We start from the raw sequence: 20,719 nt of genomic DNA on the forward strand, positions 1-20,719 counted from the left end.
CAGGGCAGGAAGGGCTCAGGTCATGGCGACACACGACGCATCGGCGGGCACCAGGACGACCAGCACCGGCGGGCCGGGGGCCGGCGGGACGGCCTCGGCTCCCGGGAAGGCCTGGACGTTCACGGCGTTCCGCACGCTGGTCGCCCTGCAGGCGGTCTCGATCTTCGTCCAGGCGATCACCGCCGGGATGGTCGTCGCGGGCCGGTCGGGCGCGAAGGACCTGCACGGCGGCACGGCCACCCTGGCGTTCGCGTTCTCCCTGCTCACCGTGGTCGCCGCCATCCTGGTCTGGAAGCCGGGTGGCGGTTCGGCCCGGGTCATCGTGCCCAGCGCGATCATGCTGGTCCTCATCGTCGTCCAGGCCGTCCTCGGCGGTGAACACCAGAAGCTGCTGCACGTCCCGCTCGGGGTGGCGTTGTTCGGCGGGGTCATCGTGATGGTCATGCGGGCGTGGTCGCGACCGGGCGGCGGCGCGCTCGCCGCCTCAGCCTCCACGTCCGGATCGTGAGCCTGTCCCGCCGGCAGGCGCTGCGGCTGTTCGGCGCGGGCGCCCTCGGCGCACTGGCGGCGTCGTCAACCTCGGCTTGCTCCCTGCTGGGCACCCGTAGCCCCGAGCCCCGGCTGCTGCCCAGCACGGCCGAGTTGCCGCCGCCGTTCCGTGTGCCGCTGCCGATCCCGCCGGTGGCCCGGCCGCTCCGCACCACCGCCACCACCGACCACTACGACCTGTCGCCGCGAGTCGCCGAGCAGGAGATCCTGCCCGGCACCCGCACGCGGATCTGGGGATACGCCGGGCGGTTTCCCGGGCCCACCGTGAACGCGCGCAGTGGCCGCCGGGTGGTCGTGCACCAGACCAACGAGCTTCCGGTGCCGGTGGCGACCCACCTGCACGGTGGGCGTACGCCACCGGCGAACGACGGCTACCCGACCGACCTGCTACTCCCCCGGCACGGCGATTTCCCGGCCGGCAAGGGCGGCATGGCCGACCCGCACGCGCGGGTCACGCGCGGCAGCAGGACGTACGACTTCCCGCTCGACCAGCCGGCCGCGCCGCTGTGGTACCACGACCACCGGATGGACTTCACCGCGCCGCAACTGTGGCGCGGCCTGGCCGGGATGTGGTTCGTGCGCGACGACGAGGAGGACGCGCTGCCCCTGCCGCGGGGCGAACGCGAACTCCCGTTGATGATCTGCGACCGGTCCTTCGACGCCAAGGGCAACCTGCTCTACCCCGCACTCGACCCGCACCTGCGCGACCGGCCCGGGGTGCGGGACGCGTACATGGGCGGTGTGCTCGGTGACGTCATCCTGGTCAACGGCGCGCCCTGGCCGCACCTCGACGTGAGCGCCACGCGCTACCGGCTGCGGATCCTGAACGCCTCCAACGCCCGGCGTTTCGAGCTGACGCTGCGGCCCACACCCGCCGGGGAGCCGGGGTTCGTCCAGATCGGCAGCGACGGCGGCCTGCTGGCTCGCCCGGTACCCCGTGCCACGCTCACCCTCGCCCCCGCCGAGCGCGTCGACGTCGTGGTCGACTTCGGCAGGTTTCCGGTGGGTACGACGGTGGTACTCGCCAACGCCGCCGGCGAGGGCGGCGCCGGTCGGGTGATGAGGTTTCGGGTCGTACGCCGAGAACGCGACACCACCCACGTGCCGGCCCGGCTGGCGAACGTCGAGCGGCTCGACCCGGCGAAGGCGAGCGTCACCCGCGAGTTCGCGTTCGAGTCCGGGGACGTGCACGGGCACGACGGCTGGACCGTCAACGGCGAGGCGTTCGACCCGGCCAAGTTCCTCGCGCGTCCCAGGCTCGGCGCCACCGAGGTGTGGCGGCTGACCAGTGACGTGGCCCATCCGGTGCACCTGCACCTGGTGCAGTTCCAGGTGCTCACCCTCGACGGCGAACCACCGAAGGCCGACCTCGGCCGCAAGGACACCCTCGACCTGCGCCCCGCCCAGACGGCGGAGATCATCGCCCGGTTCGACGGCTACCGCGGAAGGTACGTGATGCACTGCCACAACCTCGAACACGAGGACATGGCGATGATGGCCAACTTCGAGGTCGTCTGACCTCGAAGCCGGCCATCATCCAACTCGCCCCTGCCAGGAGTGCCACGCAGGAAGCCTCAGGCGGGCGTGGGCTCGCCGCTCGTCGCGTTCGACTGCCGCGTCAACCCGAGGTTGGCGCCGTCCTTGGGGTCGAACAGGTGGATCTTCGACACGTCCACCCAGAACCTGCCCTGCTGGCCCTCGCGGATCCGGCTGGCTGGGTCGAGGGAGATGATGAGCTGCGGGCGCATCGCCTCCATGTCGAGCTCCTGCGCGAGGGTGTCGATCTCGGCGCGGATCTCCTGCTCGGACTCGTACGGCACGTAGGCGTACTGCTCGTTGCCGAGCCACTCGATCACGTCGACCGTCGCCTCGAACGTCTCACCGCGCGGGTGCTTGGCCGAGTCGACGTACTCCGCGTCCTCGAACGATCCCGGCCGGATGCCCGCGACCAGCAGGCGGCCGTCCAGGGCCGCCGCGTCGTAGTGGTCGGGCAGCGGCACGGTGGCGAACGGGAGCTCGATCCGGCCGTCCTTCACTGCCGCCGGCAGGAAATTCATCGGCGGCGCACCGATGAAGCCCGCCACGAACAGGTTGACCGGCTGCTCGTACAGCTCGCGCGGGGACGCACACTGCTGCAGGACGCCCTTGCGCAGAACGGCAACCCGGTCCCCGAGGGTCATCGCCTCGGTCTGGTCGTGGGTGACGTAGACGGTCGTGGTGTCAAGCTGACGTTGCAGTCGGGAGATCTCGGTCCGCATCTGCCCACGCAGCTTGGCGTCGAGGTTGGACAGCGGCTCGTCGAACAGGAACGCCTCCGCGTCCCGGACGATCGCCCGCCCCATCGCCACCCGCTGGCGCTGGCCACCGGACAGCTGGCTCGGCTTGCGCTGCAGGTGCTCGCGCAGCTCGAGCAGGTCCGCGGCGCGCTCGACCTTCTCCCGCACCTCCTCCTCGGACCGCTTGGCGAGACGCAACGGGAACGCGATGTTCTCGTAGACGGTGAGGTGGGGGTAGAGCGCGTAGTTCTGGAAGACCATCGCGAGGTTGCGGTCGCGCGGCGCCTTGTCGTTGACGCGCTCACCACCGATCAGCAGGTCGCCGGAGGTGATGTCCTCCAGCCCCACGATCATCCGGAGCAAGGTGGACTTGCCGCACCCGGACGGTCCGACGAGGATCATGAACTCGCCGTCGGCGATTTCCAGGCTCACGTCGTTGACGGCCGGATACCCATCGCCGTACTCCTTGACGATGTTCTTCAACTCGATGGTTGCCACTGCGCATCAACCCTTCACCGCGCCGGACGTCAGCCCGGCCACGATCTTGCGCTGGAAGAAGAGAACGAGCACGATCACCGGGATCGTGACGACGACCGCGGCCGCCGCGATCGCGGCCGTGGGTTGTTCGAAGAACGACTCACCCGTGAAGAACGCCAACGCCGCCGGCACCGGCCGGGCCGCGTCGGAGGCGGTCAGCGAGATGCCGAACACGAAGTCGTTCCAGGCGAAGAAGAACGTCAGGATGGCGGCGGTGAACACACCGGGAGCCGCCAGCGGGACGATCACCTTGCGGAACGCCTGCCACTGCGTGGCCCCGTCGACCTGGGCGGCCTGCTCCATCTCCCAGGGGATCTCCCGGAAGAACGCCGACAGCGTCCAGATCGCCAGCGGCAGGGTGAACGACATGTAGGGAATGATCAGCCCCAGCCAGGTGTCGTACAGGCCGAGCGTCCGCCACATGTCGAACAGCGGCGGCACCAGCGAGATGGTCGGGAACATCGCGATCGCCAGCGCCATCGAGAGCACGACCTTCTTGCCGCGGAACTCCAGCCGGGCGATCGCGTAGGCCGCCAGCGTGGCCAGCACCACCGACGCGACGGTGGAGATCAGCGAGATACCGACGGAGTTGCGCAGGGCGCTGAGGAACAGCCCCGAGTCGAACACCGTGCGGTAGTTGTCGAAGGTGGCCTCGGTCGGGAAGAAGCCCGGCGTGTTGGCGTCCTTCTTCAGTGACAGGGACAGGATCCACGCCACCGGGAACAACGTGTAGACGACGATCAGCAGCCCGGCGACCGCCCACCAGACCTTGCGGCCGTTCATCACCGATCACCTCGCACCTGGGACAGGTCCGTCCGGAACAGCTTGATGAAGACGAAGGCGATGATCAGCACGGTGAGGAACAACAGCACCGACACCGCCGAGCCGAGGCCCACCGCCGTTCGGGTGATCATCTGCCGGTACGCCAGGAAGGACACGGTCTCGGTGCCCTGCGCGCCGTTGGTCATCACGAACACGCTATCGAAGATGCGGTAGGCATCCAGCGTGCGGAACAGCAGCGCGACCATGATCGCCGCCCGCATGTTGGGGATGGTGACCTTCCACAGCCGCTGCCACCAGGTGGCGCCGTCGACCTTCGCGGCCTCCTGCAGGTCTTCGGGGACCTGCGCCAGCCCGGCCAGCAACAGCAGGGACATGAACGGCGTCGTCTTCCAGATCTCCGACATCGAGATCGCCGCGACCGAGGAGCCGAACTGCGCGAAGAAGTCGTAGTTCTGCAGGTGCAACCAGGAGTTGACGAACCCCGAGTCGGGGGCGAACGCGAACTTCCAGGCGAACGCCGAGACCACCGTGATGATGCCGTAGGGCACCAGGATGGCGGTGCGGACGATGCCCCGCCCGAAGAGGATGCGGTGCATCACCATCGCGAACGCGAAGCCGATGATCAGCTCCACCACGACGGTGATGATCGTGATCAGCACGGTGACGCCGACGTCGCGCCACCACAGCCCGTCGCTCAGCACCATCGTGTAGTTGGCCAGGCCGACGAACCGCCGGGACTCGGGGTCGGTGATCCGGTAGCTCTGCATGGAAAGCCACACGGCCTGCAGCATCGGATACGCGGTGACCGCCAGCATCACCACGAAGGCCGGCGCACACAGGTACCACCCCAGGCGCTGCTCGTGGCGGGCCCGGTCGGTCAGCCTGCGGCGGGCGGTCGAGGGAGCCGGTTTCTCAAGTGTGGTTGTCGTCATGGTTCCTCCCTTCCGCCTCAGATCAGCTCTTTGTCATGGAGGACCGCGACGATCAGCCGCGCGGTGACCCCGGGCGTCTTGCTCGGGTTGACCGCCGACGCCGGGTGCCAGGAGCGCTGGACGGCCGCGGTGATGTCGGGGTAGTACGGCGTGATCGGCCGGGGCGCGCCCTGGTCGACCGACTTGCGCAGCAGGTCGGCCATCGGGAACGCCTTGCGGATCTCCGGATCGGCGTAGACCGACTCCACGGTGGGCAGCAGGCCCTCGCCGAGCATGTACTCCTTCTGGCTGGCCGGAGAGGTGATGCACCGCACCGCCTCGACCGACTCCTTGGTGTGCTTGCTGAACGCGCCGACGGCGAGGTTGATCCCGCCCAGCGGCGGCGCGCTCGGCTTGCCCTTGACGACGCCGGGCCAGCGGGCCCAGCCGAAGTCGTCCACCTTTGCCTGCTGTTCCTTGATCTGCTTGTCGAGCGCGGCCCGATTGCCCGCCGGGGCGCTCTTGCGCTGCGCCTTCAGGTCGTTCAGGGTGCCGGTCTCGGCGGTGTAGACGAACGGCCAGTTGGTCATGAAGCCGCCGTTGTCGGCGTTGAACCCGGCCTGGCTGGTGCCCTCGTCGGAGTTGCTGATGTCGGAGGAGGCGGCCTTCGAACGACCGAGGGTGCGCAGCACGTCCGCGGCGGCGCGGCCCGCGGCGGAGTCGATGGCGGGCGTGACGTCCTTGCCCGCTTCGGGGTTCTTCAGGATCTTCCCGCCCGCCGAGGCCACCAGCGAGTTGATCAGCACGGTGTAGCCCTCGTAGCGGGACGCCTGCACCTGCACGGTCGTGCCGGACTTCTCCGCCGCGGAGATGACCTGCTTCCACGTCACGTCGGAGTTGGGGCCGATGTCGAGGCCGGCCTTCTTCGCGACGGACCGGTGGTACCACAGCACCTGGGTGTTGGTGTTGAACGGGACGGCGTAGAGCCCGTCCTTCCACTTCGCCGCCTCCAGCGGCCCGGCGAGCATGCCCTTGGTGAGCCCGGTCGCCTCGCTGCCCTGGAACTTGTGCAGGAAGCCCGCGTTGGCGAACTCCGCGAGATAGGGAAGATCGAGGCTCATCAGGTCGATGCCCGTGTCACCGGCGGCGAGCCGGCGGACGAGTTGCTCGCGCTGGGCGGTGGAGTCGCGGGGCAGCAGGGCGGTGGCGATGCGGTACTTGCCGCCGGCCTGCTTCGTGCACTTGGCCGCCAGCTTCGCCTGGCCGCCGTTGTCGGGGTTGATGTACCACGTCACGACCGGCGGACCGGAGTCGCTCCCGCACCCGGCCAAGGCCGCTGCGGCCGTCAGGGTGAGTGCGGCGAACAGCCCCGCTCGTCGGCGTCCGGCATTCTTCGACTGCGATCTCCGGCCCTTTCGGCCGGCTGCGTCACGCACTGCGCCTCCAGGTCGACTCGTCTGCACGTTCCTTCGGTCAGGTCACGATCAGACAGGATGAACGAATGGGTCGAGGAGGACTTTTGCCCCGTTCCTTCATCCTGTCGCACTTGACCGATTCCGCAACACGCCACACCACGAGATCGCAGGCCGCTGGGCCGCATCCCGCGACCGTGGGCTGTGGAAACCCGGGGAGAGTATCAGGCAAGGTGTGCTTGCGTCGTTGGCGACGGCAGCCCGGAAACCGTTCCCTGACAGGCGAATGCCGGGCACTCCGGACGAAACGCGAGCTGTGATTCAGGTCTCGCGGAGGCGCTCGGGCTCAGTGGCTCGAGCCTGGTGGATTAGTCTGATGGCTCGGCTCCGAAATCAAGCCGACCGGCTCAGTACCAGTTGTGGGCCTGCCACCACGACCAGGCGCCGCAGGGTGTGCCGTAGCGCGACTCGATGTAGGCGAGGCCCCACTTGATCTGCGTGGTGGGGTTGTCGCGCCAGTCCGAGCCGTACGCGGCCATCTTGCTGCCGGGCAGTGCCTGCGGAATGCCGTAGGCGCCGGAGCTGGCGTTGACCGCGTGGTGGTTCCAGCTGCTCTCCCGCGTCCACATGGTCACCAGGCATTGGTACTGCGCGTCGCTCCAGCCCCGGGCAGCCACCAGGCGGGCGGCGATCTCCTTCGGCGACCCGCTCTCCATCCGCGCCCGCTCCTTGGCGGCCCGCTCGCGGGCGAGGGCCTCGCGTTCGGCGGCGCGGGAGGCCCGCTCGGCGGCGCGAAGCCGCTCGACGGCGGTGCGGTCGATGACGTCCTCACCCGTGGCGGGAACGACCTTCTCCGGCTTCTCCGACACCGTGGGCTTCGGTTTCGGGGTGACGGTGCGCGTGGTGTGCCGCGGCTTGGCGGACTTCGGCTTGAGCTCGGCGGCCCGCTTCGCCGTCAGCGCGCCGCGGCCACCGAGGTCGGAGACGGCGAGGTTGTTGATCGCGCCGGTCCGGTGGCTCCCGGCCACCAGGACGCCCGCACCCACCGCCCCGGTCACCCCGAGGCTGGCCGCGGTGACCGCGGCGAAGGCGGGGCTGATCCGGAACCCGCGGCGGGCCGGCGGCTCGGGATCCGCCGCCGGTGGCGCTGCGGGGAGCGCGATCGCCTCCGGCTCCCGGTTCACGACCGCCTCGCGTACGTCGACGGCCTCGCGATCCCCGATCGCCGCGGGCAGGTCGACCAGCTCGCGCTCCGGCCCGGTCCGCTCACGGATCGCGACCGCGACCGGCGAGGCCTGCGCGACCTTCGGAGTGGCGTCGGCCCGTCGTGAACCCCCGGGGTGAGGGGCCGTCAGCCGGGTCGTGAATCCTGCGCCGCGTCCGCGCGCCCGATGCTTCGCGGGTGCCCGGTGCTTACCGGCGTTGCTCGCCACACACGCCTCCAGAGATCTCTCGCGGCCGGGCCGGAGCCACACCGCGTCGGACTACAGTGCGTACGTACGGTCCCCTACCGTACGCAACGAAGTGGAGGCTTTGGGCCACCTCGCGGTGGTGTCGGGGTCGTCACCTCAGGCGGCCACCCCGGCCGTCCTCACAACGAGATGTCCTCGAGCATCTCGGTCACGAGGGCGGCGATCGGAGAACGCTCCGAACGGGTCAGCGTCACGTGCGCGAACAACGGATGCCCCTTGAGCTTCTCGATCACTGCCACTACTCCGTCATGGCGCCCGACTCGCAGGTTGTCCCGCTGACCAACGTCGTGAGTCAGGACAACTCGGGAACCGGAACCAATCCGGGACAATACCGTGAGAAGTACGTTGCGTTCCAGGGACTGTGCCTCGTCGACCACGACGAAGGCGTCGTGCAGGGACCGGCCGCGGATGTGGGTGAGCGGAAGCACCTCGAGCATCCCCCGGTCGATGACCTCCTCCACGACGTTCGCGTTGGTCACGGCGCCCAGCGTGTCGAACACCGCCTGTGACCAAGGCGCCATTTTCTCCGCCTCGCTGCCCGGCAGATAGCCGAGATCCTGCCCGCCGACGGCGTACAGCGGCCGGAAGACCACCACCTTGCGGTGCTGGCGGCGCTCCATCACCGCCTCCAGACCGGCACACAGGGCCAGCGCGGACTTTCCGGTTCCGGCCCGCCCGCCGAGGCTCACGATGCCGATGTCGGGGTCCAGCAGCAGGTCGAGGGCGACGCGCTGCTCGGCCGAGCGTCCGCGCAGGCCGAACGCCTCACGGTCGCCGCGGACCAGGCGTACGCGCTTGTCGGGGGTGACCCGGCCCAGGCCGCTGCCGCGCTCGGACAACAGCACCAGGCCGGTGTGGGTGGGCAGCTCACGGGCGGCCTCGAGGTCGACCGTCCCCTCGGCGTACAGCGTGTCCAGGTCGGCGCCGGCAAGGTCGACCTCCACCATGCCGGTCCACCCGGTCTCCACCGGTAGCTCCGCGCGGTACTCCTCGGCGACCAGGCCGACGGCCGACGCCTTCACCCGCAGCGGCAGGTCCTTGGAGACGAGGACGACCTCGCGGCCCTCCGCGGCCAGGTTGAGTGCCACCGCCAGGATGCGGGTGTCGTTGTCGCCCAGCCGGAAACCGACCGGAAGAACCTCCGGATCGGCATGGTTGAGCTCGACCCGCAGAGTGCCTCCGGACGTACCGATCGGCACCGGCTCGTCCAGCCGGCCGTGTCGTACCCGAAGCTCGTCGAGCAGGCGCAGGGCGGTGCGGGCGAAGTAGCCGAGCTCGGGGTGGTGGCGCTTGCCCTCGAGTTCGGTGACCACCACCACCGGCAGCACGATCTCGTGCTCCTCGAAGCGCCGCAGCGCGTTCGGGTCGGCGAGCAGGACGCTGGTGTCGATGACGTACGTGCGGTTGGCGTTCGGATCCGGGAGCGGATCCTCGCTCGACACCGGGCCGGTCCGGGCCGTCAGGTCGTGCTCGTCCGGGTGGCCAGCGTTGGACCGACCGGCGTTCGGGTGACCAGCGGAGGTGTCCACAGCCTCGGTCGAGGTCGCCATCGTCGACATCGTCGACATCGACCGCTCGGACGACGCAGATGCAGCCACGTTCGGCCCCCTTCGGACCCGCGGCGCGCACCCGGCGCCCGGTCCTGAGTGCGAGCGACTGGCCGGTACCGGCCGCAGGGCCGGGTGCCGGCCCGCCTCGCGCCGGGGCTGTGCGACCCCGGGGCGCGATCGTCGTGCGTGGCCCGCCCCGCCTGTCGGCGGGAGGAGGACTGCTGCACACGCATCGATGGGCCTCCCGGACGGCCGGGGATGATCCGGCCCGTCAGCTTCGACGGTACGTGCCGAGCGGGCGGCCGAACAGGGGGACACGCAAGCCGGTGGATGAAGCCCGTGTTGCGCCCGCCTTGCCGGCGAGCGAATTCGTCAAAGGCCGTAGCGGCGGTTTCGGGCGGCGTACGCCCGGATCGCCCGGAGAAAATCGACCTTCCGGAAATCCGGCCAGAGCGCTTCGCAGAAGAAGAACTCGCTGTAGGCGCTCTGCCACAACAGGAAGTCCGACATCCGCAACTCCCCCGACGTGCGGATCACCAGGTCGGGGTCGGGCTGGCCCTTGGTGTAGAGGTGGGCGGCGATGTGTTCGACGTCGAGCACCTCCGCGAGGTCCTCGATGGTGGTGCCCTTGCCGGCGTGCTCGTGCAGCAGCGCCCGCACCGCTTCGGTGACCTCGCGGCGGCCGCCGTACCCCACCGCGACGTTGACCAGCAGGCCGTCCACCGCGGCGGTGGTCTCCTCGGCGTCCTTGAGCACCTGGGCGATCCGTTCGGGCAGCAGGTCGCGCGCGCCGACCGGGTGGATCCGCCAGCGGCCGGTCGCGGCGAGCTCGCCGACGAGCCCCCCGATGACCTCCAGCAGCGGGTCGACGTCCTCCGCCGGGCGGCGGAGATTGTCGGCGGAGAGCATGTAGATCGTGACGACGCGAACGCCCACCTCCTCGCACCAGCCGAGGAAGTGCGGCACCTTGGCGGCGCCGGCGTCGTAGCCGAAGCGCACGTCGTCGGCACCCGCCGCGCGCGCCCACCGGCGGTTGCCGTCGATCATCACCGCGACGTGCCGAGGCACCCGCTCGGACGGGATCGATGCCGTCAGGCGGCGCTGGTAGATGCGGTACAGCAGGCCGGGCAGGGCCATCGTCACCTCCGAAACGCTGGACCGAGGCTACCGCCGCCACCTTCGGCTCCGCTCGGTGACCGGCCGGTACGGCGCCGGGATGTCCCGCCGTCTCGGTGGCACAGTCCCTAAACTTCCCGCATGCGGATCCTCAAGTACACCCACTCCCTGGTCCGGCTGGAGAAGAGCGACCGGGCGCTCGTGATCGACCCCGGTTCGTTCAGCGAGGAGGAGCCGCTGGACGGGGCCGAGGCCGTCCTGATCACCCACGAGCACACCGACCACCTCGACGTGGACAAGCTGTCCCGGCACCCCGACCTGCAGATCTGGACCAACGCCGCGGTCGCCTCCCTGCTGACCGACGTCGACCCCGACCGGCTGCACGTGGTCGCCGCCGGGGACAGCTTCATCGCGGCCGGCTTCGAGGTGGGCGTGCACGGCGAGCTGCACGAGGTGATCCACCCCGACCTGCCGCCGGTGCCCAACATCGGCTTCTTCGTCGACGACTCCTTCTTCCACCCCGGCGACGCGTTCACGGTGCCCGACCGGCCCGTCGACACCCTGATGGTGCCCACGTCCGCTCCGTGGCTGAAGTCCTCGGAGTCGATCGACTACATCCGCGCGGTGCGGCCGCGGCTCGCGCTGTCGGTGCACGACGGCCTGCTGAACGACATCGGGCTGGGCCTGGTGGACAACCTCGTGGGCGGCATGGCCGAGCAGGCCGGGTCGGAGTTCCGCCGGCTCGCGTCCGGCGGGTCGATCGACATCTGACCGGGTCGGTGCCGGGGCCGGCATCCGGCCTGCCCGCAGGCCTGGGGGCCGCGGCGGAAGCCCGACCTGGGATCGTGGAGCCCATGCCGCGTTATGCCCTGCTCGTGCTGCCCGCCACCAACCGGGTGTACGCCGAGGCCTCGATCGACCTCACCCGCGCCGAGCTCGGCGTCTTCTCCGCGGCCGTGCTGGACGGGCGGCTCACCGACGTCGCCGAGGAGCGGCTGGGTGGGGTCCCGTACGTCACGTTCGGGGTCGCCGAGCCGCTGGGCGCCCGTGACGTGGCGTATCTCTCGCAGCTCTCCTCGGAGTACGCGCTGTTCGAGCTACGCGAGCAACGCGAGCTAAGCGGCGAGGGCAGCGGCGCACCGGTGCTGAGCCCCGTGACGCTGACGCCGCTGGACCAGTTCGACGACGACCTGCTGACGATCCAGAAGTACGTCGGGAAGACCAACGAGTTCTTCACCAAGCTCCTGCTCAACGTCACCGTGCTGGCCTCGGCCTCCGCCGGTGACATGCTGGACCGGCGGCTGCGGATCCTGGACCCGCTGTGCGGGCGTGGCACCACGCTCAACCAGGTGCTGATGTACGGCTGGGACGCCGCGGGCATCGAAATCGACGGCAAGGACGTCGAGGCGTACTCCGGATTCCTGCGCACGTACCTGAAGCGCAAGCGGCTCAAGCACCAGGCGGAGCTGACGCCGATCCGGCGCGACCGCAAGGTGCTGGGCCGGAGGTTCCACGTGACGCTGGCCGCGGACAAGGCGGCGTACAAGTCCGGCGACGCGCTCGACCTGACCGTGGTGAACGCCGACACCCGGCGGGCACGCGACTTCTTCCGCTCCGGTTCCTTCGACGCGATCGTCACCGACGCCCCGTACGGCGTCCAGCACGGAAGCCGGTCCGGCGGGCCGGGCGAGCTGTCCCGGTCGCCGCTGGACCTGCTGTCCGCCGCGTTGCCCGGCTGGGTGGACCTGCTCCGGCCGGGCGGCGCACTGGGGATGTCGTGGAACACCCATGTGGCCCGGCGTGAGGACGCCGCGGCTGCGCTGACCGCGGCCGGCCTGGAGGTGTGCGACGACACGGCGTACCTCGGCTTCCGGCACCGGGTCGACCAGGCCATCCTGCGGGACGTGCTGGTGGCCAGGAAGCCTCGCGGCTGACGCCGACCGGGGCCGGCGGCGGGCCGGGGCCCCCGCTCAGCTCTTCGGCTCCTCCCCGGGCTTGCCCTCGGGCCGGTCCTCGGGCCGGTCCTCGGCGGCGAGCGGGTCGTCCGCCGAGGTGGCGTCCGGCCCCTCCGCGCGCACGCGTTCGACGTGGGCCATCGCCGTACGCAGCTCACCGAGCCAGCTCTCCGCGTGCTTGCCCACCAGCTTCACGCACCAGGCCAGCGCCTCCGAACGGGTCCGGGCGACCCCGGACTCCACGAGGGTGTCGAGCACCCTCCGCTCGGACTGCCGCAGCCGGGTCATCACCGGCACCGACAGCGTGGTGAAGGTCTCCCGGGCCTCCCCGCACAGCGCACCCCAGGCGACCTTCTGGCCGGTGGCGTGCTCGAGCTCGCGGGCGATCCGGATCCGGTCCTCGCGCGTGCGCTCCCGGAACTCCTTGATCCTGCCCAGCTCGGCAGCCGCCCGCTCGGCCGGTGACACCTCGCCGTCGTGGCGGGGCGCGGTCAGCGTCCCGACGACGGTGATCTCCTCCCGGTCGGTGGTGAGCTCGACGAACTCGAACCACTCCTGTGGGATCCGCCCGGAGAGCCAGCCGCGGATGCGTTCCTCGCGTTCCTGCCGTGTCATGTAACGATGATTACACCATTACGGGGACCGAGCAAGGCCGCCGAAGGGGCAATCGGCGGGAAGTCAGGCGGACGTACCGCCGACCGACTGGCGCTCCTTGCGTTCGGCGATCTTCTGCCTGCCGAGCGTGACGACCCGCCCGAAGTTGACGTCCCAGCCCACACCGAACACCTTCGGCATGAACAGGCGCCGGTCCTCCGGAGCCCACCAGGCGGACCGCACCTTGTCCACGGTCGGCACGCGGTAGTCATACGGAACGCCGACGATCCGGCCCTGCCAGGTCCGCTCCGCCGACGGGCGGCGCAGCTCCCGGGTCACCGACGCGGCCACGAGGGCTCCGGTCGTCGCCCAGACCAGCGAGTCCAGTCGACCGCCGCGCTTCTTCTTCCGCTTCGCCATGCTTCCTCCACTCCTGATCGCCTGCTGGATCCAATGTCAGGTGGTCCCGCGTACGCCGAGCCGCCCGGCGAGTTCGGCAGGGTCGGTGAGGGGGCGTTCGCAGACGAACCCGCGGCAGACGTAGGCCGCCGCCCGGTCGTCGACGAGTCCCCGATGCGCCAGCAACGGGACCTGACCGTCGCCATTGTGGCCGTTTCGGGGAGTTGAGTCGCGCGGCGGCGCTTCCGGCGCGCCGACGACCACCACGAGGCCGGGCTCGGGCGAGCGCAGTGCCAGCCGGTGCAGCCGCTCACGGTCCGGGTCGTCCGGCGTACCGACCACCGCCACCTCGACCGGACCGGCGATCAGCGCCTCGGCGACCGCGAGCCCCCACCCGGCGGCCCTCGGCGCACGGTCGGCGAGCCGGCCCGCCACCGCGAGGGCGCTTTCCGCGGCCGACCGGTGGCGGTCGGACCCGGTGAGCGCGGCGTAGGTGAGCAGCGCGCCGGCTGCGGCCGAACGTCCGGACGGAACGGCGTTGTCGGTCGGGTCCTGCGGACGGCGGACGAGGCGTTCGGCGTCGTCGGCGGTGTCGAAGAACCCGCCGTCACCGGTGCCGAACCGGTCGAGTACGACGTCCAGCAGACCGCCGGCGCGGGTCAGCCAGACGGGGTCGCCGGTGACTGCGAGCAGGGCGAGGTACCCCTCCGCCACGTCGGCGTAGTCCTCCAGGACGCCGGGGCTGTCCCCCGCCACGCCGTCTCGCGACGTGCGGACGAGGCGTCCGGCCGCGTCGGTGTGCAGCCGTACGAGCAGGTCGGCCGCCTCGGTCGCCGCCCGGACGTAATCGGGCACCTCCAGCAGTGCGCCCGCCTCGGCCAGCGCCGCGATCGCGAGGCCGTTCCACGCCGCGACCACCTTGTCGTCGCGACCGGGGCGTACGCGCTCCTCCCGGGCCCGCGCCAGCCGCGCCCGCACGTCGGCGAACCACCGCGCGTCCTCGGGGTCGCGCGGCAACTGCAGGGTGGAGGCACCGTGCTCGAACGTGCCCTGCTCGGTCACCGCGAACGTCCGCGCGGCGGCGGCTCCGTCGTCCGGGCCGAGCACCTCGCGCAACTGGTCCGGCGTCCAGGCGTAGAACTTCCCCTCCACGCCCTCGCTGTCGGCGTCCAGGGCGGAGGCGAAGCCGCCTTCGGCGGTACGCAACTCGCGGAGCAGGAAGTCGGCGGTCTCGCGGACCACCCGCTCCGCCAGCGGAGCGCCGGTGAGCCGCCACCAGTGGACGTAGACCCGCAGCAGCAGCGCGTTGTCGTACAGCATCTTCTCGAAGTGCGGCACCACCCAGCCCGCGTCCACGCTGTAGCGGGCGAAGCCGCCGGCGAGCTGGTCGTACATCCCGCCGCGGGCCATCCGGTCGCAGGTCTGCTCGACCATGGCCAGGGCGGTGTCAGCGGTGTCTTCGCCGGCGTCTTCGCCGGCGTCTTCGCCGGTGGCGGGAGCCGGCTGCTCACCGCGGCGTACGGCGGCCCGGAGCAGGAACTCCAGCACCATCGACGGCGGGAACTTCGGCGCCCCACCGAAGCCGGCGTTCCGGAGGTCGAAGTCGTGCCGCAGCACCTCGACCGCCGCGTCCAGCCGGTCCGCGCCCGGCGCGCCGCCGGTCGGGAAGCCCGAGCCCGCGAGCTGGGCGACGATCGACTCCGCCGACTGCACGACCTCCTGGCGCCGCTCGCGCCAGGTTCGCTCCACCGCCTCCAGGACCTGCGCGAACGACGGCAGCCCGTGGTGCGGCGTCGGCGGGAAGTAGGTGCCGCAGTAGAACGGCTCGCCCGTGGGCGTGAGGAAGCAGGTCATCGGCCAGCCGCCCTGGCCGGTCATCGCCTGGGTGGCCTCCATGTAGACGGCGTCGACGTCGGGCCGCTCCTCGCGGTCGACCTTGATGTTGACGAAGTGTTCGTTCATGTACGCCGCGGTGACGTCGTCCTCGAACGACTCGTGCGCCATCACGTGACACCAGTGGCAGGCGGAGTAGCCGACGGACAGCAGGATCGGGACGTCGCGCTCGCGCGCCTGCGCGAACGCCTCCTCCCCCCAGGCGTGCCAGTCGACCGGATTGTCCGCGTGCTGGCGGAGGTACGGGCTGGTGGCGTTCGCGAGACGGTTCACGCCTCCCAACCTACGCACGAGCACGGACACTCGCCCCACCTGGCCGCGCTGGTCGCTTGGTGCCGGCTCGCTTCAGGGCAAGCACGACGTGCGCATCACCTTGTCGCCGACGAACGACTTCCGGCCACACCCGCGGCGGCGCGGGGCACCATCGAGCAAGTCGAAGTTGACGCCGATCCTTCTTGCAGGTAAGGGGTTTCCGGCGGGAACTGGTTGATCTTTTCGGGTAGAATCGAACGCATGAGCGACAGTGGTCAGTCCTTCGGCGGCGACGCGGGTGAAGGCCCGGGTCGCCGCCGGGTGCTGCCTGCGGGGTTGGCGGACATGCCGCCCGGGCCGCGGCTTGCGGTGCTGGTTGCCTCGGTCGACCGGGCTTTGTGTAACGGGTTCGAGCTGGAGGAGCTGGTCAGGGCGCGTCGGAAGCTGATCGGCTGGCTTGAGGCCGAGTGCCTGTCCGATGTGAACGAGCTGGCACACACCGCCCCCGGTATGCCTGAGGAGCCGGCGCAACGCAGTGTCGAGTTGGACTCGATGACCCAGGTCGTTCTGGAGGCTCTGCTGGGGTGGTCCGGCTATCACGCCGATTGGTATCTGACGCTGGCCACCACCCTTCCCCGCCTACCCCGGGTGCGGCAGGCGCTGGCCTCGGGACAGTTGGAGTTGCCCGAGGTCCGCATCATCGTGGACCGGATCACCGACGCCAAACCGCATCTGTGGGGCGCGATCGAGGACGCGATCTTCCCCAAGGTGCTGGAACTGCGCGGCGGTCTGCTGCGCGCGAAGGTGGAGGCCGAGGTGGTCAGGGCCGACCCCGAAGCCGCGGCCAAGCGGCACAAGGCCAAGCGATCGGATCGTGACGTGGCGATCTGGCCGGCCGTCGACGGAGTTGCCGACCTCGCCATCCGCGGACTGTCCGCGGACCAGGCCGCCGAGGCGTACGGCTACATCGACGCCATCGCCCGCGCGGTCAAGTCCTCCGGCGACTCCCGCAAGCTCAGCCAACTCCGCGCCGACGTCGCCTACTCCCTGCTCGCCGGCACCGCCGACATCACCGACTGCTCCGCACCCAGCCAGACCGACCAGACGCGCGGCGAAACCGAGCAGGACGAGACTGCGGCGGACCAGGCGGACCAGGCGGCTCAGAAAGAGTCTGAGCCGGAGCAGTCTGAGCCGGGCAACGCTGAGCAGGGCAACGCTGAGCAGGGCAACGCTGAGCAGGGCAACGCTGAGCAGGGCAACGCTGAGCAGGGCAACGCTGAGCAGGGAACGGCAGCGGAGGAACCGGCCGGGGATGCGCAGCACGAGCAGGATCACTGTGCCGTTCACCGGTTCCCCGACCACGACCTGCACGACAGCTGGTGTGAGTGCGGCGACTGCTCCCCGGTGTCGGTCGCCAGGTGCAAGGTGTGTGGTGCGGCCGCGAAGAACGGCGTCCCGGTCCACGACACCGGCGCCCGCAACACAGCCCGCCAGAACGTGGCGGGCCAGAACCCGTCTGCCGGGGATGCGACCGACGCCAACAATGACGACGCTCTCACTGCCGGTCGTCCCGCCGTGGGGCAGATCCCGCAGCGGAACCATCGAGCCGGCGAGCCGGCCGACTCCGACCCGCCGGGGCAACCCGAGCCGCCGGGGCGGCCTGATTCCCCGGCCGGCAACTCTGACCTGCCACCTCCACCGCCCTGGACTTCCACGCAGCCGAGCTGGGGTCCGATAAAGACGCGCGCCAAGATCCAGCTCAACATGCCGCTCACCACGCTGATGGGCTTGTCCACCCGGCCCGGAGAACTCGGCGGGTTCGGACCGGTCATCACCGAAGTCGCCAGCCGGATCGTGGCGAACCACCTCGAGAACCCCGAAGCCAGATTCACCGTCGGCATCACCCACCCGGTCACCGGACGCCTCCTGCATCTGCATCCGATACCGGCGAGGTTCCTGCGCGGGCTACAAGCCGAGCTGGTGCATGCCCGCGACCAGCGGTGCGTGTGGACCACCTGCCGACGCCCGGCCGCGACCTGCCATCTGGACCACAACACCGAATACCGGGACGGCGGGGAAACCGGCGTGGACAACATCGCACCGCTGTGCCCACGCCACCACAAGGCCAAAACCGAACGCGACTGGAAACTGAAGCAGACCGGGCCCGGCGAACACACCCTCACCGACCCCTTCGGCCGCCAGTACGCAAGCCGAGCACCCTCCCTCACCGACCCAGCACCTACCGAACGGGTGTACGCCACGGCAGGTACGTCGGCCGAGGACGACCTGCCACCGTTCTGAGGAAGGGCCCGCCGCAACCTCGCGTGGAGACGGGTAGCGTGCTTCCGGCTCAGCGATAATGGGCCCTGCGGACCTCGGCTGTGCAACCAACCAGGTTGCGAGAGCCCGACGACCAGAGAACCCTGTGAAAACCGTCGTGCTGTTGAGCACAAGGAGACCTGATGAGTTCTCTCGTCTAGGTCGCTGATATCAGCAACTTCGTACTCGAAGTGCGTAGAGGTTTCGAGCGCGAGGACCCTGGCGAGGATCTCTTCGATCATGACGAAATCATGCAGAATATGCCGCCACCCCGGACCGCCAAGCCGGCGAGGAGCTCCAGATCCATGCGGACGGAATCGTCGTTGCCACTGGAGAAATCGGTGCCGCGCGTGCACGGCAGGTCGACTGGGGCGCAGTTCTGTCGTCAATCAGTCAACGTGGCACCGATGTTTCATCGACATGGCCGGAGACAGAGAGGGGCTGGGAAAGGGTAACTTTGCCGACCTGGATCGCCGGGCCCAATCCCGTAACAGCTCTAGGAGATGAAGTACTGCTCCGGCATCGTCGGACCGGGACCGGGATACATCCACGCGTTGAACAACGACTTCGGCACGTTGTGGAAGTTGTTGCGTACGATCGCGTATCCCTTCGGCGGCAGCACCGTCCCGATCGCGTAGAACTGCTCCTTGGCGATCTTCAGGATCTGCCGGAAGATCTCGTCCCGCCCGTCGGCGTCCGGCGTGATCATCAACTTGCGGTACAGCTCCATCTGCTGCAGCGCGGCACTCGGTGGCTTCTGCTTCGGCGCCGTGTTGTTGAACCAGTTCGCCCAGGGGATCGCGTAGTTGGACTCGCCGCTGAAGGGGAAATACCACCGCGGGTCGAGAATGCCGTCGGCGAGACCGCCGTCACCGCCCCACACGTTGGCGTCCTGGGAGTTCGCCGTCTTGCGGTCGTACATCAGCGTACGGTCGATGCCGTTGACGCGGATGTTCACGCCGACCTCCTGCCAGTACTTCCTGATCAGCTCCATGCCGTCGGTCCACAGCGCCGACGGGACGGCGACGTCCACCTGGAAGGCGATCGGCTTTCCGTCCGGGCCGAGCCGGGCACCGTTGGCGCCGCGCTTGTAGCCGGCCCGGCCGAGCAGCTTGTTGGCCAGCGCGACGTCGTACTCCGTGTACTGGGTGGCGAGTTCCTCGTCGTGGTAGTCCGACTCGGGCCGCGGTGCCGCCTGCCACGGCTTGCCCTGCCGCTGGAACGCCGCGCTGATCATCTCCTTGCGGTCGATGGCGTGTGACAGCGCGATCCGGAAGTCGCGGTTCTGAAAGACCTCACGCAGCGCGGCGTTCTTGTGGGTGAGGTTGAGTGCGACGATCAGGTTGTTCATGGAGCTGCCGGTCTCGGGCACGAAGTGGAACTCACCCTTGTCCCGGCCGGCGGCGAGAACCGGCTTGTTCTGCGGAGTGTTGATCGTGCGCTCCTGCATGTCCAGCTCGCCGTTGACGGCCTTGAGGACCATCGTCTCCTCGTTGTTGATCACGTTGAAGATCACCCGGTCGATGTAGGGCAGCTGCGAGCCCTGGGTGTCGACCTTCCAGTAGTACGGATTGCGTTCGACCACCATCCGCGAGCCGGTGCCGAGCGCGTCCTTGACGACCCAGCCGGTGATCCTCGGCAGCCCGACGTGGTTCCAGGGATCGGCCATCGCACCGAACAGGTCCACCCAGTTGTCGAACTTCTGCTTCTTCGCGAGGGTGGCGACGTCGGAGTTGTACTTCTTGTGGAACTGCTCGAGGTAGTGGCGCGGCTTGTTGGTGAGGCCCTCGCCCGCGGGCTGGGCGATGTTCGCAAGGAAGAGGCCGTTGGGCGCGCTGAAGACGAACTTCACCGTGCCGTCGTCGATCTTCTCCAGCCTGCCCGGCTTGCCGTCGGTGACGAGCCACGTCGGGGGCTGCGGGTTGAGCTCCTTGTTCATGAAGACGTCGTCGTAGGCGAAGACGAGGTCGTCGGCGGTGAACGGCTTGCCGTCCGACCACTTCATGCCGGCCCGCAGCCGGAAGGTGTACTCCCTGCCGGTCGAGTCGGTCTCCACCGACTCGGCGATGTTGGGGATCGGCTTCGTCCAACCCGGATCCCAGTTCACCAACTGCTCGTAACCCACCGTGCGGTACGCCCAGGCCGTGTCGCCCGGGCCCAGCAGGGCGGTCCGCCAGTCGCCGCCGTACGTGCCGAGCTTCTCGACCGGCTTGATCACCCGCGGCTTCTTCGGCAGCCGCTGCCCGAGCGGCGGAAGCTTCCCGGCCTTCGCCTGGGCGGCCAGGCTCGGCGCCTGTTTGGTGCGCGGGCCGCCACCGGCGCCACCCTTGCCGGCCTTGCCGGTCGGGTTGGTGGACAGCAGGCTGCACCCGGACAGGGACAGCGCCGACAGCGCCGTGAGGGCGCCGCCTCCCCAGGCCAGCAGGTCACGCCGGCTCACGCGCCGGGACTGGTCGTCGTACTGGATACCCATGGCGACTCCCTGCTTCTGCGTGTGTGTCCGGCGCCTCGCCGGGACGGCCGCCGGGTCGACACTCCGGGAATGCGCTTACCAAGGGTTCACAAGATCGCACACGACGCTGCGGGCCGCCACGAACCGACTCCGAAGCGTCCTGCTCCGGTCACCCGACCGGTTGCGGGTGGGGCCGGGGGTCCGGGTGGGAGGTGCCCGGGCGAGCCGGAGGAGTGGTGTCGGTGGCGG

Annotated in this window: 17 protein-coding genes; 6 read left to right on the forward strand and 11 right to left on the reverse strand. The window is 69.8% G+C overall.

Annotation, left to right across the window (positions count from 1 at the left end; translation table 11 throughout):
• The first annotated feature begins 22 nt into the window (after positions 1 to 22).
• Complete coding sequence (locus ABZV93_RS19520; RefSeq protein WP_354937878.1) at positions 23 to 508, forward strand: hypothetical protein; 486 nt, start codon at positions 23 to 25, stop codon at positions 506 to 508.
• Entirely contained in the window at positions 505 to 2,067 is a 1,563-nt protein-coding gene (locus ABZV93_RS19525; protein WP_354937881.1) for a multicopper oxidase family protein, read from the forward strand. The genes ABZV93_RS19520 and ABZV93_RS19525 overlap by 4 nt, the downstream gene beginning before the upstream one ends.
• 56 nt (positions 2,068 to 2,123) lie before the next feature.
• Here ABZV93_RS19525 and ugpC read toward each other — a convergent pair whose 3' ends face one another.
• The 7 genes from ugpC to ABZV93_RS19560 form a co-directional block, all read right to left on the reverse strand.
• On the reverse strand, positions 2,124 to 3,323 hold the full coding sequence (gene ugpC / locus ABZV93_RS19530; protein ID WP_354937883.1) for a sn-glycerol-3-phosphate ABC transporter ATP-binding protein UgpC: 1,200 nt from the start codon (positions 3,321 to 3,323) through the stop codon (positions 2,124 to 2,126).
• A 6-nt stretch (positions 3,324 to 3,329) separates the two neighbouring features.
• On the reverse strand, positions 3,330 to 4,145 hold the full coding sequence (locus tag ABZV93_RS19535) for a carbohydrate ABC transporter permease (protein ID WP_354937886.1): 816 nt from the start codon (positions 4,143 to 4,145) through the stop codon (positions 3,330 to 3,332).
• Positions 4,145 to 5,077 carry a sugar ABC transporter permease gene (locus tag ABZV93_RS19540; protein ID WP_354937889.1) on the reverse strand — a complete coding sequence of 311 codons (933 nt, stop codon included), beginning with the start codon at positions 5,075 to 5,077 and terminating at the stop codon, positions 4,145 to 4,147. Before ABZV93_RS19540 ends, ABZV93_RS19535 begins: the two co-directional genes overlap by 1 nt.
• A gap of 17 nt (positions 5,078 to 5,094) precedes the next feature.
• Entirely contained in the window at positions 5,095 to 6,351 is a 1,257-nt protein-coding gene (locus tag ABZV93_RS19545; RefSeq protein ID WP_354937892.1) for an extracellular solute-binding protein, read from the reverse strand.
• 524 nt (positions 6,352 to 6,875) lie between these two features.
• Entirely contained in the window at positions 6,876 to 7,901 is a 1,026-nt protein-coding gene (locus tag ABZV93_RS19550; protein ID WP_354937895.1) for a transglycosylase SLT domain-containing protein, read from the reverse strand.
• Between the two features lie 158 nt (positions 7,902 to 8,059).
• The gene (locus ABZV93_RS19555; RefSeq protein ID WP_354937898.1) at positions 8,060 to 9,490 is read right to left on the reverse strand and encodes a PhoH family protein; all 1,431 of its coding nucleotides are present in this window, start codon (positions 9,488 to 9,490) and stop codon (positions 8,060 to 8,062) included.
• Positions 9,491 to 9,862: 372 nt separating this feature from the next.
• Complete coding sequence (locus ABZV93_RS19560) at positions 9,863 to 10,627, reverse strand: isoprenyl transferase (protein ID WP_354938195.1); 765 nt, start codon at positions 10,625 to 10,627, stop codon at positions 9,863 to 9,865.
• A gap of 120 nt (positions 10,628 to 10,747) precedes the next feature.
• Between ABZV93_RS19560 and ABZV93_RS19565 the strand changes: the two genes are divergently transcribed.
• Together ABZV93_RS19565 and ABZV93_RS19570 are read left to right on the forward strand one after the other, a co-directional pair.
• Complete coding sequence (locus ABZV93_RS19565) at positions 10,748 to 11,377, forward strand: MBL fold metallo-hydrolase (protein ID WP_354937901.1); 630 nt, start codon at positions 10,748 to 10,750, stop codon at positions 11,375 to 11,377.
• A gap of 83 nt (positions 11,378 to 11,460) precedes the next feature.
• Positions 11,461 to 12,540 carry an SAM-dependent methyltransferase gene (locus ABZV93_RS19570; RefSeq protein WP_354937904.1) on the forward strand — a complete coding sequence of 360 codons (1,080 nt, stop codon included), beginning with the start codon at positions 11,461 to 11,463 and terminating at the stop codon, positions 12,538 to 12,540.
• A gap of 36 nt (positions 12,541 to 12,576) precedes the next feature.
• Here the strand turns inward: ABZV93_RS19570 and ABZV93_RS19575 are convergent, their stop codons facing one another.
• The 3 genes from ABZV93_RS19575 to ABZV93_RS19585 all read right to left on the reverse strand — a co-directional run bounded on the left by ABZV93_RS19575 (position 12,577) and on the right by ABZV93_RS19585 (position 15,720).
• Positions 12,577 to 13,176 carry a hypothetical protein gene (locus ABZV93_RS19575; RefSeq protein ID WP_354937907.1) on the reverse strand — a complete coding sequence of 200 codons (600 nt, stop codon included), beginning with the start codon at positions 13,174 to 13,176 and terminating at the stop codon, positions 12,577 to 12,579.
• A 63-nt stretch (positions 13,177 to 13,239) separates the two neighbouring features.
• The gene (locus ABZV93_RS19580; protein ID WP_354937910.1) at positions 13,240 to 13,575 is read right to left on the reverse strand and encodes a DUF5808 domain-containing protein; all 336 of its coding nucleotides are present in this window, start codon (positions 13,573 to 13,575) and stop codon (positions 13,240 to 13,242) included.
• A 36-nt stretch (positions 13,576 to 13,611) separates the two neighbouring features.
• On the reverse strand, positions 13,612 to 15,720 hold the full coding sequence (locus ABZV93_RS19585; RefSeq protein WP_354937913.1) for a thioredoxin domain-containing protein: 2,109 nt from the start codon (positions 15,718 to 15,720) through the stop codon (positions 13,612 to 13,614).
• 853 nt (positions 15,721 to 16,573) lie between these two features.
• Between ABZV93_RS19585 and ABZV93_RS19590 the strand changes: the two genes are divergently transcribed.
• Together ABZV93_RS19590 and ABZV93_RS19595 are read left to right on the forward strand one after the other, a co-directional pair.
• Complete coding sequence (locus ABZV93_RS19590) at positions 16,574 to 17,437, forward strand: pentapeptide repeat-containing protein (RefSeq protein WP_354938198.1); 864 nt, start codon at positions 16,574 to 16,576, stop codon at positions 17,435 to 17,437.
• Positions 17,438 to 17,481: 44 nt separating this feature from the next.
• Positions 17,482 to 18,000, forward strand: a complete 519-nt coding sequence (locus ABZV93_RS19595; RefSeq protein ID WP_354938201.1) for an HNH endonuclease signature motif containing protein — start codon at positions 17,482 to 17,484, stop codon at positions 17,998 to 18,000.
• Positions 18,001 to 18,514: 514 nt separating this feature from the next.
• Here the strand turns inward: ABZV93_RS19595 and ABZV93_RS19600 are convergent.
• Entirely contained in the window at positions 18,515 to 20,491 is a 1,977-nt protein-coding gene (locus ABZV93_RS19600; protein WP_354937916.1) for an ABC transporter substrate-binding protein, read from the reverse strand.
• Positions 20,492 to 20,719: the final 228 nt, after the last annotated feature.

This window comes from Actinopolymorpha sp. NPDC004070 (assembly GCF_040610475.1).
In the GTDB taxonomy this organism is placed as follows: domain Bacteria; phylum Actinomycetota; class Actinomycetes; order Propionibacteriales; family Actinopolymorphaceae; genus Actinopolymorpha.